Origin of the sequence: Pedobacter paludisoli, assembly GCF_052344095.1 — a bacterium.
Lineage (GTDB): Bacteria > Bacteroidota > Bacteroidia > Sphingobacteriales > Sphingobacteriaceae > Pedobacter.
The window spans coordinates 1,824,798-1,838,886 of record NZ_CP179926.1 but is presented as its reverse complement, the minus strand read 5'-3'; the positions used below and the strand labels follow the sequence as shown (position 1 = coordinate 1,838,886).

At 36.9% G+C, this 14,089-nt stretch carries 15 protein-coding genes; 7 read left to right on the top strand and 8 right to left on the bottom strand.

Annotated features, from left to right (window positions below; all coding sequences use genetic code 11):
- Positions 1 to 58 precede the first annotated feature (58 nt).
- The 4 genes from trpD to trpA are packed head-to-tail and all read left to right on the top strand — an operon-like array spanning position 59 to position 3,745.
- Entirely contained in the window at positions 59 to 1,048 is a 990-nt protein-coding gene (gene trpD, locus ACJVDK_RS07320; protein WP_443939627.1) for an anthranilate phosphoribosyltransferase, read from the top strand.
- Positions 1,045 to 1,707 (top strand): phosphoribosylanthranilate isomerase, encoded by a 663-nt coding sequence (locus ACJVDK_RS07315; protein WP_443939626.1) that lies wholly within the window; start codon positions 1,045 to 1,047, stop codon positions 1,705 to 1,707. Before trpD ends, ACJVDK_RS07315 begins: the two co-directional genes overlap by 4 nt.
- Before the next feature lie 46 nt (positions 1,708 to 1,753).
- Positions 1,754 to 2,935: a tryptophan synthase subunit beta gene (trpB, locus tag ACJVDK_RS07310; protein ID WP_443939625.1), complete on the top strand. Its 1,182-nt coding sequence runs from the start codon at positions 1,754 to 1,756 to the stop codon at positions 2,933 to 2,935.
- Between the two features lie 45 nt (positions 2,936 to 2,980).
- Positions 2,981 to 3,745: a tryptophan synthase subunit alpha gene (trpA, locus tag ACJVDK_RS07305; protein ID WP_443939624.1), complete on the top strand. Its 765-nt coding sequence runs from the start codon at positions 2,981 to 2,983 to the stop codon at positions 3,743 to 3,745.
- Between the two features lie 69 nt (positions 3,746 to 3,814).
- Here the strand turns inward: trpA and ACJVDK_RS07300 are convergent, their stop codons facing one another.
- From ACJVDK_RS07300 to ACJVDK_RS07290, 3 genes are all read right to left on the bottom strand, one after another.
- Positions 3,815 to 4,459 carry a DNA alkylation repair protein gene (locus ACJVDK_RS07300; protein WP_443939623.1) on the bottom strand — a complete coding sequence of 215 codons (645 nt, stop codon included), beginning with the start codon at positions 4,457 to 4,459 and terminating at the stop codon, positions 3,815 to 3,817.
- A gap of 92 nt (positions 4,460 to 4,551) precedes the next feature.
- Positions 4,552 to 5,721 carry a Na+/H+ antiporter NhaA gene (gene nhaA / locus ACJVDK_RS07295; RefSeq protein ID WP_443939622.1) on the bottom strand — a complete coding sequence of 390 codons (1,170 nt, stop codon included), beginning with the start codon at positions 5,719 to 5,721 and terminating at the stop codon, positions 4,552 to 4,554.
- Between the two features lie 129 nt (positions 5,722 to 5,850).
- Entirely contained in the window at positions 5,851 to 6,471 is a 621-nt protein-coding gene (locus ACJVDK_RS07290) for an L-threonylcarbamoyladenylate synthase (RefSeq protein ID WP_443939621.1), read from the bottom strand.
- A gap of 79 nt (positions 6,472 to 6,550) precedes the next feature.
- Here ACJVDK_RS07290 and ACJVDK_RS07285 point away from each other — a divergent pair, with 79 nt between their 5' ends.
- Positions 6,551 to 8,200: an FMN-binding glutamate synthase family protein gene (locus ACJVDK_RS07285; protein ID WP_443939620.1), complete on the top strand. Its 1,650-nt coding sequence runs from the start codon at positions 6,551 to 6,553 to the stop codon at positions 8,198 to 8,200.
- Between the two features lie 177 nt (positions 8,201 to 8,377).
- Here ACJVDK_RS07285 and ACJVDK_RS07280 read toward each other — a convergent pair whose 3' ends face one another.
- From ACJVDK_RS07280 to ACJVDK_RS07270, 3 genes are all read right to left on the bottom strand, one after another.
- Positions 8,378 to 8,614 (bottom strand): Arc family DNA binding domain-containing protein, encoded by a 237-nt coding sequence (locus tag ACJVDK_RS07280; RefSeq protein WP_443939619.1) that lies wholly within the window; start codon positions 8,612 to 8,614, stop codon positions 8,378 to 8,380.
- Positions 8,615 to 8,630: 16 nt separating this feature from the next.
- Positions 8,631 to 9,491 carry an SPFH domain-containing protein gene (locus tag ACJVDK_RS07275; protein ID WP_443939618.1) on the bottom strand — a complete coding sequence of 287 codons (861 nt, stop codon included), beginning with the start codon at positions 9,489 to 9,491 and terminating at the stop codon, positions 8,631 to 8,633.
- A gap of 183 nt (positions 9,492 to 9,674) precedes the next feature.
- Positions 9,675 to 10,535: a sigma-70 family RNA polymerase sigma factor gene (locus ACJVDK_RS07270; RefSeq protein WP_010601359.1), complete on the bottom strand. Its 861-nt coding sequence runs from the start codon at positions 10,533 to 10,535 to the stop codon at positions 9,675 to 9,677.
- Between the two features lie 400 nt (positions 10,536 to 10,935).
- Here ACJVDK_RS07270 and ACJVDK_RS07265 point away from each other — a divergent pair, with 400 nt between their 5' ends.
- Positions 10,936 to 11,433 (top strand): hypothetical protein, encoded by a 498-nt coding sequence (locus ACJVDK_RS07265; protein ID WP_443939617.1) that lies wholly within the window; start codon positions 10,936 to 10,938, stop codon positions 11,431 to 11,433.
- A 514-nt stretch (positions 11,434 to 11,947) separates the two neighbouring features.
- Positions 11,948 to 12,151: a helix-turn-helix domain-containing protein gene (locus ACJVDK_RS07260; RefSeq protein WP_443939616.1), complete on the top strand. Its 204-nt coding sequence runs from the start codon at positions 11,948 to 11,950 to the stop codon at positions 12,149 to 12,151.
- A 171-nt stretch (positions 12,152 to 12,322) separates the two neighbouring features.
- On the opposite strand, the gene sucC is transcribed toward ACJVDK_RS07260, so the two are convergent.
- Positions 12,323 to 13,522, bottom strand: a complete 1,200-nt coding sequence (gene sucC / locus ACJVDK_RS07255; protein ID WP_443939615.1) for an ADP-forming succinate--CoA ligase subunit beta — start codon at positions 13,520 to 13,522, stop codon at positions 12,323 to 12,325.
- A 237-nt stretch (positions 13,523 to 13,759) separates the two neighbouring features.
- Entirely contained in the window at positions 13,760 to 14,068 is a 309-nt protein-coding gene (locus ACJVDK_RS07250; protein ID WP_443939614.1) for a hypothetical protein, read from the bottom strand.
- Positions 14,069 to 14,089 lie beyond the last annotated feature (21 nt).

Genomic DNA, 14,089 nt, shown 5'->3' with positions numbered 1-14,089 from the left:
GGATTGCCCAAAAAGCAATCCTTTTTTTATGAACTTTTTTTTGAGAAAGAAACTACTTATGAAAAAAATCTTAAATCATTTATTTGAAAATAAAAGCTTTAGCAGAGAAGAAGCAAAGAATATTTTGGTATCCATTGCGCAAGGCGAGTTTAATACTTCGCAAATTGCATCGTTTATTACGGCTTATGCCATGCGTAACATTACGGTTGATGAATTGAAAGGTTTTAGAGATGCGATGCTTGATTTAGGACTCAAAGCCGATTTTTCGAATTACGAATTAATTGATTTGTGTGGCACCGGAGGAGATGGAAAAGATACGTTTAATATTTCAACGCTTTCATCGTTTGTGTTGGCTGGTGCGGGACATAAAGTGGCCAAACATGGTAATTATGGTGTTTCTTCGGGCTGCGGGTCATCCAATGTAATGGAATATCTAGGTCATACTTTTACGAACGATACGGATGCTTTGAAGCGTAATTTAGATACGGCAGGCATTTGCTTTTTACATGCCCCACTATTTAATCCAGCAATGAAAATTGTAGCGCCAATTCGAAAAGAGTTGGGGGTAAAGACCTTTTTTAATATGCTGGGTCCCATGGTAAACCCGAGCCAACCAAAATACCAGATGGTAGGCGTTTTTAGTTTGGAATTGGCTCGTTTGTACAATTATTTATATCAAGACAGCGATAAAAAATATACCATTGTGCACGATTTGGGAGGTTATGATGAAATTTCCCTAACCGGGGATGTGAAAACCTTTACCAATAAAGGCGAGACTATTTTGTCATTGAGCGATATCGGTTTTGAGAAAATAGTAGCCGAAGATATCAAAGGTGGCGATACGGTAGCGTCGTCGGCAAAAATATTCATGGATGTACTCAACGGTGAGGCAAGCGACGCGCAAAACAACGTTGTGCTTTGCAACGCTGCTTTGGCCATTAAAACCATCAAGCCAGAAGCAAGCTTTGGAGATTGTTACTACGAAGCGGAAGAATCGTTGATGAGAAAAAATGCATTGGCAAGTTTTAAAATATTAATGGCCTCATGATAGCAATGGATTTAAAATTGAAAGTGTGCGGTATGAAATACGCCAATAACATTGCGGAGGTGGCTGAACTGCGACCAGACTACCTGGGGTTTATTTTTTATCGTAAATCGCCTCGCTTCATATCCAGCGAATCTGCTGAATTAATAAAATATATACCATCAGAGATAAAAACGACGGGTGTGTTTGTAAATGAAGAGTTAGGTGCGGTGTTAGAACATGTCGCTTTCCATCAACTAAAAGCTGTACAATTGCATGGCGATGAGTCTGTAACGTATTGCGAAGCGCTTAAAAGTTATTTCCCGGGAGTGGAAATAATTAAGGCCTTTGGTTTGAACGATGAGTTTGATTTTGCCTTGTTAGAGCCTTACATGGATAAAGTTGATTATTTTTTGTTCGATACAAAAACACCAGCACATGGTGGCTCGGGGCAAACCTTTAACTGGGAGGTTCTAGCCAAATATCCCTACGATAAACCTTATTTTTTAAGTGGTGGTTTGGATGTTATGCACGCCGATGAAATTAAAAACTTAACCGATTCGCATCTTTATGCAGTAGATATTAACAGTAAATTTGAATTGGAACCGGGATTAAAAGATGCAGCAAAAATACGCGATTTTATAGCCCATTTTGAAACAAAAGATAGCCTATCAAACCAATAGTTAACACATTACCCTCAATAAACTTAAAACCATCAACCCATCAATAATGAAATACCACGTAAATGAAAACGGATACTACGGAGATTTTGGAGGAGCTTATATTCCGGAAATGCTGTATCCAAATGTTGAAGAACTGCGTCAGAACTACTTAAAAATTATAAACGATGCCGCATTTCAAAAAGAGTTTCATCAGTTGTTAAAAGATTATGTAGGTCGCCCTTCACCTTTGTATTTAGCGAAACGTTATTCAGAAAAATATGGCGCCAATATTTTCTTAAAAAGAGAAGATTTGAACCACACCGGTGCACATAAAATTAACAATACTATCGGACAAATTTTATTGGCCGAAAAATTAGGAAAAAAACGCATTATTGCCGAAACAGGTGCCGGTCAACACGGGGTTGCTACCGCGACTGTATGTGCCTTACGTAATCTAGAATGTGTAATTTACATGGGCGAGGTTGATATTGCGCGCCAAGCACCGAATGTAGCCCGTATGAAAATGCTTGGAGCCAAAGTGGTAGCCGCTACATCGGGTAGCAAAACCTTAAAAGATGCAACAAATGAAGCTATGCGCGATTGGATAAACAACCCGGTAGATACTCATTACATCATCGGTTCCGTGGTTGGACCGCATCCGTACCCTGATATGGTTGGTTTATTTCAATCTGTCATCTCAGAAGAAACTAAAAAACAATTGTTGGAGCAAACCGGTTCAAATCAACCTGATTATGTTTTAGCTTGTGTAGGTGGTGGAAGCAATGCCATGGGGATGTTTTATCATTTCTTAGATGATGAAGCGGTGAAGTTAATTGCGGTTGAAGCTGCCGGAAAAGGGGTAGATACAGGTTTTTCTGCTGCAACAACCTATTTAGGCAAGGAAGGCGTATTGCACGGAAGTCGCAGTATTTTAATGCAAACAGAAGATGGTCAGGTGGTAGAGCCGCATTCGGTTTCTGCAGGTTTGGATTATCCTGGAATTGGACCTCAACACGCACATTTATTTAAAACGGGACGTGGACAATACGTTTCTATTACCGATGATGAAAGTTTACAAGCAGGTTTGCTTTGCACACAATTAGAAGGTATTATTCCGGCAATTGAAAGTGCACACGCATTAGCCTATTTAGAAAAAATGAACTTTAAAGGAGGAGAAAATGTGGTGGTATGCCTTTCGGGTAGGGGCGATAAAGACCTTGAAACGTATATTAACTATTTTAATTTATAAGCAGCTTGTCGTTTACAAAAGACGCTTGATAACCGTAAATAAAACATGAACAGATTAAAAAAACTCTTTCAGGAGAAAAAAAATATAGTATCCATTTATTATACTGCGGGTTTTCCAAATTTGGAAAACACCCTTCAAATAGCCGAATTGTTGGAGCAATCGGGTGCCGATTTATTGGAAATAGGTTTTCCATACTCCGATCCAGTGGCCGACGGGCCAATTATTCAAGCCAGTAGCAAACAAGCCTTGGATAATGGTATGACATTGCAAATTCTTTTCGAACAATTAAAAGATTTGCGTAAAAAAGTAAGTATTCCGGTTTTATTAATGGGATACGTTAACCCAGTTTTGCAGTTTGGTGTAGAAAATTTTTGTAAAGCTTGCGCCGAAGTAGGCGTTGATGGCTGCATTGTGCCCGATTTACCGATGTACGAATACGAAGCGCTGTATGCAAATACCTTTAATAAGTACGATTTAAGCAATATTTTTTTAATTACCCCGCAAACGGCGGATGAACGTATTCAAAAGATCGATGGTTTAAGTAATGGGTTTATTTACTTGCTTTCATCATCGGCAACAACTGGGAAAAATTTAGAAGTGGGCAGCACAACCGAAGATTATTTCGCACGTATTCAAGGTTTGAAACTTCAAAATCCAACCATGATAGGTTTTGGAATTAGCAACCGCGAAACATTCGATAAAGCGTGCCAGTATGCTAACGGAGCCATTATTGGAACTTCTTTTGTAAAGGCCATTTCCAATGGTAATTTAGCAGAGAGCATACCTGCTTTTATGCAGGATTTTAAGTAAAGACAGGTGTTTTATAATGATTTATAGCTAATCGCTCAGGTAATAATCTTTGCTTGAGCGATTTTTTTTCTAATTTAATTTACGTTTTTGGCTCTCCATTTCGATGAATTGAGGTAAATAATTCGGCGTACAACCTTTGGAAACCATTTGTCCTTTATAAAGCCCTGTTCTTTCGCCAAGTGCTATGCAACGGTTCCTGAGTGCTTTTTCGTAAACACCTATCCATCCTGTAGTGAAATTCATCGCCCACTGCACTTCAGGTTGTTCCGACTCAATTTTTTCTTCAATTTTAGAAAGTAGTTTTTCACTATCCGGTTGAGGTTGTCCCATCCAGCGTAAGCGTGCTTGATGGTACCAAAATGTTCGTCTTTTTAATGAAGATGAGCTTTTTTCCCATGCTCCAATCAGCATAAGTAAGGATTTGGATTTACTGAGTTGGTTGGCGAAAAGCCAGTCGATGAGCTGCAATTTCTCTTTTTCGGTATGTTGATCCATATCGGCAATTAAACCATCAATTACTTCTTCGGACAGTAGTTTGTGGTCCATAATTAAAATGGCTAATTGACGGGCAAAGAAATCGTTCGCCTGCCAAAGTTCCATTGCTAGCACATGATCTTTTTTAATTTCCTTTGCAATGTTTCGTAAGTCGCCAAGTTTTGTGCTTTCGCTGGCAATTTGGGCGAGTATTTTTTTTGCTTTAGGTGAAAGTTCCATCTCTCAATAGTATGTAGATAAGCCGTTGAGGTTATTGCAGGTCTTAAGGTATAGCTTTTAACAAAATTAGCAAAGTCAACTTGCAGGCATGTTTATTTTATTGCTGCTTTTTTGTTTTTAATCGATTTTAAAAATAAAAATCCGACAGTACCTGATACGACAGAGGCGGTAAGAATGGCAAATTTGGCTTCTAAGATATGCAAGGGATTGTTAAAGGACAGCAAAGCAATAAATATCGACATGGTAAAGCCTATTCCGGCCAGCATACCCAAACCTATAATGTGTTTCCAGCCTGCTTCTGATGGTAATTCGGCCCATTTAAACTGAACTGCCAACCAACTAAATAAACTTACGCCGATGGTTTTTCCTACAAATAAACCAAAAATAACACCGAGGCCTATTGGTGATGTTAATCCTGCAATCATTTCTTTTTGGAAGGTAACATTGGTATTCGCTAAGGCAAAAATAGGCATAATTAGATAGTTGACTGGCACGGTTAAATTATGCTCAAGTTTCTCTAAAGGAGATTCGATATTCGTATCGTTTGTGGGGATGGTAAACGCTAAAAGTACGCCCGATATCGTTGCATGAATGCCAGAATGATGAATAAAATACCAAAGAAAAATACCCGGAATAAGATAAAACATCAATTTGGTGACGCCAAAATAATTCAGTAAAGCTAAGACAACGAGTACACCGCCGGCCATGGCTAAATAATCGAAATGAATTTGGTTGGTGTAAAAAATTGCAATCACTAAAATGGCCCCTAAATCATCAACAATGGCCAATGCGGCAAGAAATATTTTTAAACTGGTAGGCACGTTTTTGCCCAACAAAGAAATGATGGCTAAAGCAAAAGCAATATCGGTAGCCATGGGTATACCCCAACCTGCACCGCTCTCGTGTCCTTTGTTCAGGAAAAAATAGATAAGGGCTGGGATTAACATTCCTCCTAAAGCGGCAACAACAGGAAGCGCTGCATTTTTTATTGAGGATAATTCCCCTTCAATGAGTTCACGTTTAATTTCTAATCCTACTAAGAGGAAGAAGATAACCATTAAGGCATCGTTAATCCAGGATAAAATGCTGTAATTTACAGGAGCAAAACCAATTTCAGTAGATAAAAATGCTTCAAAACTTTCTTTAGATGCGGTGTTGGCAATAATTAATGAAATCGCTACACTGATTAGTAATAAAAAACCACCTACTTTTCCTGATTTAAAAAAACGTTGAAATACTTCTAAATTAATAAGTTTTGTCATATTGGTAAAAATACCAAAAACAGGTAGATTAGGCAACAAAAAAGCTAGTAATACGATGCGAATTAACTGAGTTTAGCTTTTTTTGTGACTTTAGTTGGATGTATTCAATCTATATAGGGTTTAACCGTTTTATAAAAAATCTTCAATATTTCCTTTTCCTTCGCGGATAATGTCAAAATCTCCCGTGGTGCAATCAACCACGGTCGATGCTTCGTTGTCTCCGTAACCACCATCAATTACCAAGTCGACTAAATCTTGATATTTTTCATAAATTAATTCAGGATCCGTTGAATATTCGAGTAATTCATCATCATCCTTTATCGAGGTCGATAATATCGGATTACCCAATTCTTTTACAATACAGCGGGCAATGGAGTTGTCGGGAACACGTATGCCAACTGTTTTTTTATTCGAACTTAACAGCTTAGGTACATTATTACTGGCGTTAAAAATAAAGGTAAAGGGGCCTGGTAGGGCTTTTTTTAACACTCTGAATGTGGTGTTATCGATGGGTTTTATAAAATCAGAAATGTGACTTAAATCGTGACAGATAAACGAAAAATTAGCCTTTTCAGGCTTAATTCCCCGAATACGACAAATCTTTTCAATCGCTTTCGGATTGGAAATGTCGCAGCCTAAACCGTAAATTGTGTCGGTAGGATAAATTATTAATCCCCCCTTTTTTAGTACCTCAACAACTTGGTCTATGGCTTTTTCATTCGGGTTTTCTGGGTAAATTTTAAGTAGCATGTGTAAAAATAACAAAATAATAGTGTCAGTTGTTTAAACAATGCTAATCTTTGCGTATTAATTTTCGACTATACAAAACATGAGAAAAGCATTTGTAGCAATTGCAGCATTTTTGGTAACCTTAACTGTGATGTTAGGTCTTACCTATGCGCCATTATGGTGGCTGGCGATCTTTACCGGTCCGATTGTAATTTTAGGGATTTACGATTTAATTCAGCCCAAGCACAGTATTGTACGTAATTACCCTGTGATTGGAAGGTTACGTTACTTTATGGAAGATTTGCGTCCAAAAGTATATCAATATTTTGTAGAAAGCGATGTAAATGGAACCCCTTATAACCGCTTAAATCGGTCGCTCATTTACCAAAGAGCAAAGCTCGATAACGATACGATTCCTTTTGGTACACAGTTAAATGTGTACGAAAATGGCTATGAATGGTTAAGTCACAGTATTTCGGCTATTTCGCATCACGATTTAAATTTAGATCCACGTGTTTTAGTAGGAGGCCCCGATTGTACTAAGCCGTATTCAGCAAGTATTTACAATATTTCGGCCATGAGTTTTGGCTCATTAAGTCAAAATGCCATTCTCTCTTTAAACGGAGGAGCTAAGCTCGGAAACTTTGCCCATAATACGGGTGAGGGGGGGATAAGCGATTATCACCGTCAACCCGGAGGTGATTTAATTTGGCAAATTGGTACCGGATATTTCGGATGCAGGAACCCTGATGGAACCTTTAATTACGATGCCTTTGCCGAAAGAGCTCAATGGGAACAGGTTCGGATGATTGAAATAAAACTTTCGCAAGGTGCAAAACCCGGTCATGGTGGTATGTTACCCGCTAAAAAAGTAACTCCAGAAGTAGCGCGGATCCGTTTGGTGTCCGAAGGAAAAGATGTATTGTCGCCTCCAGGGCACTCTGTTTTTTCAACACCAATCGGTTTATTGGAGTTTGTGAAAAAATTACGCACGTTATCTGGTGGAAAACCAGTTGGTTTTAAATTGTGTATCGGCCGTCGGTCGGAGTTTTTTGCCATTTGTAAAGCGATGGTGGAAACGAAGATTTACCCTGATTTTATCACGGTTGACGGGGGAGAAGGTGGAACAGGTGCTGCTCCGCAAGAGTTTTCAAATTCGGTAGGGATGCCTTTGCGTGATGCAGTAGCTTTTGTTTACGATGTTTTAACCGGATTTGATCTTAAAAAACACATTAAAATTATTGCCTCTGGTAAAGTAGCAACGGGATTTGATTTGGTTAAAAACATAGCCCTTGGAGCCGATATGTGCAACACGGCGAGGGGAATGATGTTCGCATTAGGATGCATTCAAGCCTTGGAATGTAACAGTAATACTTGTCCAACGGGAGTTGCTACGCAAGATCAAAGTTTAATGAAAGGTTTAGTGGTGGAAGATAAGAAAGTACGCGTTAAGAATTTTCATAATTTAACCGTAGCGAGTGCAGTGGAGTTATTGGGGGCCGCCGGTTTAAGAGAGCCAAGCCAACTAAGCCGCGCCTACATTAATAGAAGGGTGAACCCAACGGTGATGCAATCGTATTTAGAGAGTTATCCTTATATTCCAGCAGGTAGTTTATTGCAAACACCTTATCCGGTTCGTTTTGAATTGGGAATGGCATTAAGTACTTCAAATAGTTTTGCTCCAACTGATTATAAAATTTCGGCAGTAGATTATGCACATGCAAATCCATATTCAGACGACCGCGTATAAGGCTTTAAACCTATAAGGTTTTTAAAGCCTTATAGGTTTGGAAAGCTTTATAGGTTTGAACCACAAAATTGAGGCTTTAAAAGATAATTTTAAAATAGGGCAGCGGTACACCGCCCTATTTTAATTTATTGGATGGAAAAAAGGACAGCTGCTGAGTCCCGAATGTTTGAATAGTCTTTATTCAGAAGGGGCATCCGCTTCTTGATCCGGACTATTCTTTTGTTGCGCTTTGGGTAATCTTTTATTTTGTTTTAAAGCTGTATGTAATATCCATTCCATTTGTCCATTAATACTTCTAAAATCGTCTGCAGCCCAGCGGCTTAACGCGTCGTATAAATTTTCATCTAATCTTAATATGAAGTTTTTTTTCTTCAAACCGAAAACATTTAGAAACAATGGAAATAAGATTTCCATCGCATTATTTTTAAAATTATTGATAAATACTTCCTGCATTAATCACAGGTTGGGCACTTTTGTCGCCACACAAAACTAGCATTAAATTGCTAACCATTTGTGCTTTTCGTTCTTCATCGAGGGTAACAATCGATTTTTGAGACAATTGTTCTAAGGCCATTTCTACCATGCCTACAGCACCCTCTACGATTTTGGCTCGTGCAGCAACTACTGCCGTTGCTTGCTGACGCTGCAACATAGCACTTGCAATTTCTTCAGCATATGCCAAATGCGAAATTCGTGCTTCTACGATAACAATTCCAGCAATGGCTAAGCGCTCGGCTATTTCTTTTTCCAACATTTGACTTACCTCATCTCCGCTAGATCGAAGCGTGATTTCTGCATTTTCATCCTCAAAGTTGTCGTAACTGTAATGTCCGGCTAGTTTTCTGATAGCAGATTCACTTTGAGTGATAACAAAAGAAGCATAATTGTCTACCTCAAAGGCCGCTTTATAGGCATTGTCTACACGCCATACTACCACAGCGCCAATAATGATTGGGTTGCCATGTTTATCATTTACCTTAATGGCTTTTGTATCTAAGTTATTGGCACGTAGGGATATTTTTTTCTTTGTATAAAATGGATTTGTCCAGAAAAAACCAGTTGCTTTCGTAGTACCAACATAACTGCCAAATAAGGTAATTACTCTACTGCTATTTGGTTCTATAGCAATAAATCCACAACACAGAATAAAAGAAACAAAAATAGTGAACACCCCTAAAATAATATGCCAGGGTTGTGTTCGATAAGAAATAATTAAAACAGCAAAAACAAGTAAGCAAATGCATACAAGCAGCATAAACCAGCCGCTAAAAGGGCGAAAATTTTTTTCCATTTTTTTTGTATTTAGTGATATTATAATGATATCAAATTTATATAAAAATGAATTGATTTGCAAGAATAAACCTATAAGGTTTTAAAAACCTTATAGGTTTGGATAGTTTGCTTGGAAAAAATGCCCATAAAAAAAGGATTGATGTAGCATCAATCCTTTTTTTATGTAGTATGTAATGTACTTTTAACCCAAGTACGATTTTAAGATTTTACTTCTAGAAGTGTGACGTAAGCGTTGCAACGCTTTATCTTTAATTTGACGTACACGTTCGCGCGTTAAATTAAATTTCTCGCCAATTTCTTCTAACGATAGGGGGTGATTAGAGCCTAAACCGAAGAATAAAACGATAATTTCTCTTTCTCTTTCGGTAAGAGTAGATAATGAACGCTTAATTTCTTCTGATAACGATTCATTAATTAATGAACTATCAGTATTTGGTTCGTGGTTTTCTAATACATCTAACAAGGTATTTTCCTCACCTTGAACAAATGGAGCATCCATGGATACGTGGCGACCTGAGTTACTCAACGTGTCAGAGATTTTATCAACCGTAGTTTCTAAAATGTCAGCCAATTCTTCCGGAGAAGGCTCACGCTCATACTCTTGCTCTAGTTTAGAGAAAGCTTTGCTAATTTTACTTAACGAACCTACTTGGTTTAAAGGTAAACGTACAATACGACTTTGTTCAGCAATAGCTTGTAAAATCGATTGACGAATCCACCATACAGCGTATGATATGAATTTAAAACCTTTTGTTTCATCAAAGCGTTTAGCAGCTTTAATTAAACCTAAGTTTCCTTCGTTAATTAAATCACCTAAGGTTAAACCTTGGTTTTGATATTGTTTAGCAACAGAAACAACGAAACGTAAGTTTGTTTTAGTAAGTCGCTCTAATGCAGCTTGATCGCCCTCACGAATTTTTCTTGCTAAAATTACCTCTTCTTCTGCTGTGATTAAATCTACCTTACCAATTTCGTGTAAGTATTTGTCTAGGGATTGACTTTCACGGTTGGTAATGGATTGCGTTATCTTGAGTTGTCTCATTTATACGAATTGTGCTCTTTTAATTATGGAGTGTGCAAAGGTACGAAATTGTATGTCATTCCAAAAGGATAATATACTGAAAATGTTAAGATTGCACAAATATTTTTCATCTTAATTCCTAACAAAAATCGTTCCAATTTAGTTTTAACGAATTTTTGTCTGATTATAAGGTGTTTAATCGTTATTCGATTATTATTTATTGTAAATCAATAAATTTATATTGTTTTTTAATAATAATATGAATATGTTTGAAAAGTGAAATGATCGTAATGTGAAAAATAGTGCTGGCTTTTAATCTGGATGTTAGGAAGTCTGCATATACAATTTCCAGATTGTAACAAATGATTGAATGCATTACTGGTCGTATTAGTAAAATTAAGACAATTTAAATTAACAATTAATGAAAGAAACTGAATTACAAATTTCGAAAAGTAGATGTTTTTTCCTGTTTAAAGGATTGGGTGTGTTTCTGCTTTTTTTGATGCTGGTACTTTTGTACTATTTAAAGGATGATAGGATGGCTTTGGTTACAGGTGTCCAAGCATTTTTTAGGCTCTGCATATATTTATATGTCGGTAACGAAGGATATAAGCTGTTGCGTATTAAAACATTTTTATTAACAAATAGGGCAATGGTACGGGTGTCAAGGATTTCGTATGCCTTGCTAGTTTTATTAGGTTTTAATCTTTTGATTCACGTTTATTTTTTACTCAGTGCTTTTTTTAGTGGGGGGTATCAAGGTGCATTATGGAAAGCAGCTTTGTTCATTTTGCCTGATTTGTCGGCTTTTTTTGGTAGCCAGGTGAATTTAATTTTAACCATTATTTTGGTGTGGGGGTTGAAATTGGGAATGTTGTACAGTAATAAACTAAAATCAGAGAACGATTTAATAATTTGATATAATGAAAGAGTATAAACAAACATTCAAAGGATTGAAAACTGTATTTTTTTTGACAGCAATAGGACTATTACTATTGATTATTGGTGATGTTTTTATGGTTCTAAATTCTCTTAAAATGCGGATTAGTAGCTATTATTTAGTAGCGATGTTCGAAATGATTTTAAGGTACACTATTTATTTGTATATCTGTAAGTTGATTTATGAATTTTTTAAACTTAAGTCGAACATAGTGTCTGAAGATATCATTCAAATACTATCAAAAATTTTAAAAACATTTTTAGTAATACTTGTGATTCAGACTCTTTTTGGTTTTTACACATGCTATAATACATTAATTAATATAACTCAAATTAAATTCGCTATTAATTTTTCTAAACAATTGATGAAGTTTTTGGAGTATGAACTTGGTTTAATTACGAGTTGTGTAATTGTATGGGTTTTTCTCTTATTGCTAAAAACGAGTATTAAACTAAAACAAGAAAACGATTTAACTATTTAACTTTACACAACAATGCCCATAATTATAAATTTAGATGTGATGCTTGCTCGACGAAAAATGTCGTTAACCGAATTAAGCGAACGCATAGGAATTACGCTGTCTAATTTATCTATTTTAAAAACCGGTAAGGCTAAAGCAATCCGATTGGAAACACTTGAAGCTATTTGCATTGCATTAGATTGCCAGCCTGGTGATATTTTGGAGTTTCAGTTATAGAAAACCACATAGGTTTTCAAACGTATACGATTTAATGGAGCTCCTTTGCAGGGCTTAAACCTCGCGGGTTTTAAAAAACCGCGAGGTATAAATTGTGATATAAACAAAAAGTCCTTTCAACAATATTGTTGAAAGGACTTTTTGTTTATATTAAACGCTTTTGGCGCTTTCTTATGCTTGTTCTGCCAAAACTTTAGTTACCAAGTCAGCTGCTTCTTTTAAAGCAATTGCTGAGTAAACTTGTAAGCCAGATTCGTCAATTAATTTTTTAGCTTCTTCAGCATTAGTACCTTGTAAACGGCAGATAATAGGAACCGGAATGTTACCGATTTCTTTATACGCGTCGATTACACCTTGCGCAACACGGTCGCAACGTACAATACCACCAAAAATATTAATTAAGATTGCTTTTACGTTTGGATCTTTTAAAATGATGTTGAAAGCTGCTTTCACAGTTTGTGCATTAGCTGTTCCACCCACGTCTAAGAAGTTAGCAGGCTCGCCACCAGCTAATTTAATGATATCCATCGTTGCCATTGCTAAACCAGCACCGTTAACCATACAACCTACGTTACCATCTAAGTTAACGAAGTTTAAGTTACTAGCACTTGCTTCAACCTCCATTGGATCTTCTTCAGTAACATCGCGCATTGCAGCATAATCTGGATGACGGAATAAACCGTTCTCATCTAAATTAACTTTTGCATCAACAGCAATTACTTTATCGTCAGAAGTTTTCAATACTGGGTTAATTTCAAACATAGAAGAATCGGTTGCTTCGTATGCTTTGTATAAAGCTGAAACGAATTTTACCATTTCTTTAAATGCATTGCCACTTACACCTAAGTTAAAAGCAATTTTACGTGCTTGGAAACCTTGTAAACCAACTTTAGGGTCAATTTCTTCTTTGAAAATTAAGTGTGGTGTGTGTTCTGCAACTTCTTCAATATCCATACCGCCTTCGGTACTGTACATGATGATGTTGCGGCCTTTAGCACGGTCTAATAATACTGAAATATAAAATTCTTTTGTTTCAGAAGCACCTGGATAGTATACATCCTGAGCAACTAAAACTTTGTTCACTAATTTACCTTCCGGGCCGGTTTGTGGTGTAACCAATTGCATACCAATAATATCGGTAGCACGTTGTTTAACCTCTTCAAGGTTTTTGGCTAATTTAACACCACCACCTTTACCGCGTCCACCAGCGTGGATTTGCGCTTTAATTACAACCCAATCAGAGTTATAATCGGTTTTCATTTTTTTAGCCGCTTCAACAGCTTGCTCAGGCGTTTCGGCTACAATTCCTTCTTGAACGTTAACACCGAAACTTTTTAATATTTGTTTACCCTGGTATTCGTGAATATTCATTTGCTACAAAATTTGCCCAAAGCTACAATTTCAAACCCTTTAAACAAATAATAAAGAATGTTTTTTTAAAGAAAATGAAGCTTTTATGTGAATCGTCAATTTTAGTCCCGCTTTTGCTGCAAGTCCGCTCCCAATGAAAAATTGGGATGCGGGCTTTTCTCGCAATCGGGTTTAGCTTTTTGCGGTTTGATACGCTTGGCAAGATTCATCCCCTTCGCAGAAATAACCCTTCTTAATTTAACTGCCAGCAATGGGCGAACCAAAAATACCAACGGCCAACTCTGCCCATAATAGAAATAAAAGCAGTAAAATAATGGCAAACAAAAGGTTTCGCATGGTTGGTTTTTTAACCGTCCGAATAACCCATTCAATGCCGGAGGCTGTTGCTCCTAATAATATCGCAGCAACGATAAAATCGAATGCTGTCCATTTTACTTCAGATGTAAATAGCATGGCAATCAGCGGGATGCATAAAATGGATGCAATTACCGAAAGATAAATGATTATGCGATGTTTTGAAGATTGATTGTTTTCTAAATTTTTCATGATGATTTTATTTTAATGCTT

What these genes read in the sequence shown, in the direction of transcription:
- ACJVDK_RS07260 (WP_443939616.1), top strand. Translation starts at nt 11,948, where the DNA reads ATGCCCATAATTATAAATTTAGATGTGATGCTTGCTCGACGAAAAATG.
- ACJVDK_RS07280 (WP_443939619.1), bottom strand. Translation starts at nt 8,614, where the DNA reads ATGGAAATCTTATTTCCATTGTTTCTAAATGTTTTCGGTTTGAAGAAA.
- ACJVDK_RS07265 (WP_443939617.1), top strand. Translation starts at nt 10,936, where the DNA reads ATGAAAGAAACTGAATTACAAATTTCGAAAAGTAGATGTTTTTTCCTG.
- trpB (WP_443939625.1), top strand. Translation starts at nt 1,754, where the DNA reads ATGAAATACCACGTAAATGAAAACGGATACTACGGAGATTTTGGAGGA.
- trpD (WP_443939627.1), top strand. Translation starts at nt 59, where the DNA reads ATGAAAAAAATCTTAAATCATTTATTTGAAAATAAAAGCTTTAGCAGA.
- ACJVDK_RS07290 (WP_443939621.1), bottom strand. Translation starts at nt 6,471, where the DNA reads ATGCTACTTAAAATTTACCCAGAAAACCCGAATGAAAAAGCCATAGAC.
- ACJVDK_RS07270 (WP_010601359.1), bottom strand. Translation starts at nt 10,535, where the DNA reads ATGAGACAACTCAAGATAACGCAATCCATTACCAACCGTGAAAGTCAA.
- ACJVDK_RS07300 (WP_443939623.1), bottom strand. Translation starts at nt 4,459, where the DNA reads ATGGAACTTTCACCTAAAGCAAAAAAAATACTCGCCCAAATTGCCAGC.
- nhaA (WP_443939622.1), bottom strand. Translation starts at nt 5,721, where the DNA reads ATGACAAAACTTATTAATTTAGAAGTATTTCAACGTTTTTTTAAATCA.
- ACJVDK_RS07285 (WP_443939620.1), top strand. Translation starts at nt 6,551, where the DNA reads ATGAGAAAAGCATTTGTAGCAATTGCAGCATTTTTGGTAACCTTAACT.
- sucC (WP_443939615.1), bottom strand. Translation starts at nt 13,522, where the DNA reads ATGAATATTCACGAATACCAGGGTAAACAAATATTAAAAAGTTTCGGT.
- ACJVDK_RS07275 (WP_443939618.1), bottom strand. Translation starts at nt 9,491, where the DNA reads ATGGAAAAAAATTTTCGCCCTTTTAGCGGCTGGTTTATGCTGCTTGTA.
- ACJVDK_RS07250 (WP_443939614.1), bottom strand. Translation starts at nt 14,068, where the DNA reads ATGAAAAATTTAGAAAACAATCAATCTTCAAAACATCGCATAATCATT.
- trpA (WP_443939624.1), top strand. Translation starts at nt 2,981, where the DNA reads ATGAACAGATTAAAAAAACTCTTTCAGGAGAAAAAAAATATAGTATCC.
- ACJVDK_RS07315 (WP_443939626.1), top strand. Translation starts at nt 1,045, where the DNA reads ATGATAGCAATGGATTTAAAATTGAAAGTGTGCGGTATGAAATACGCC.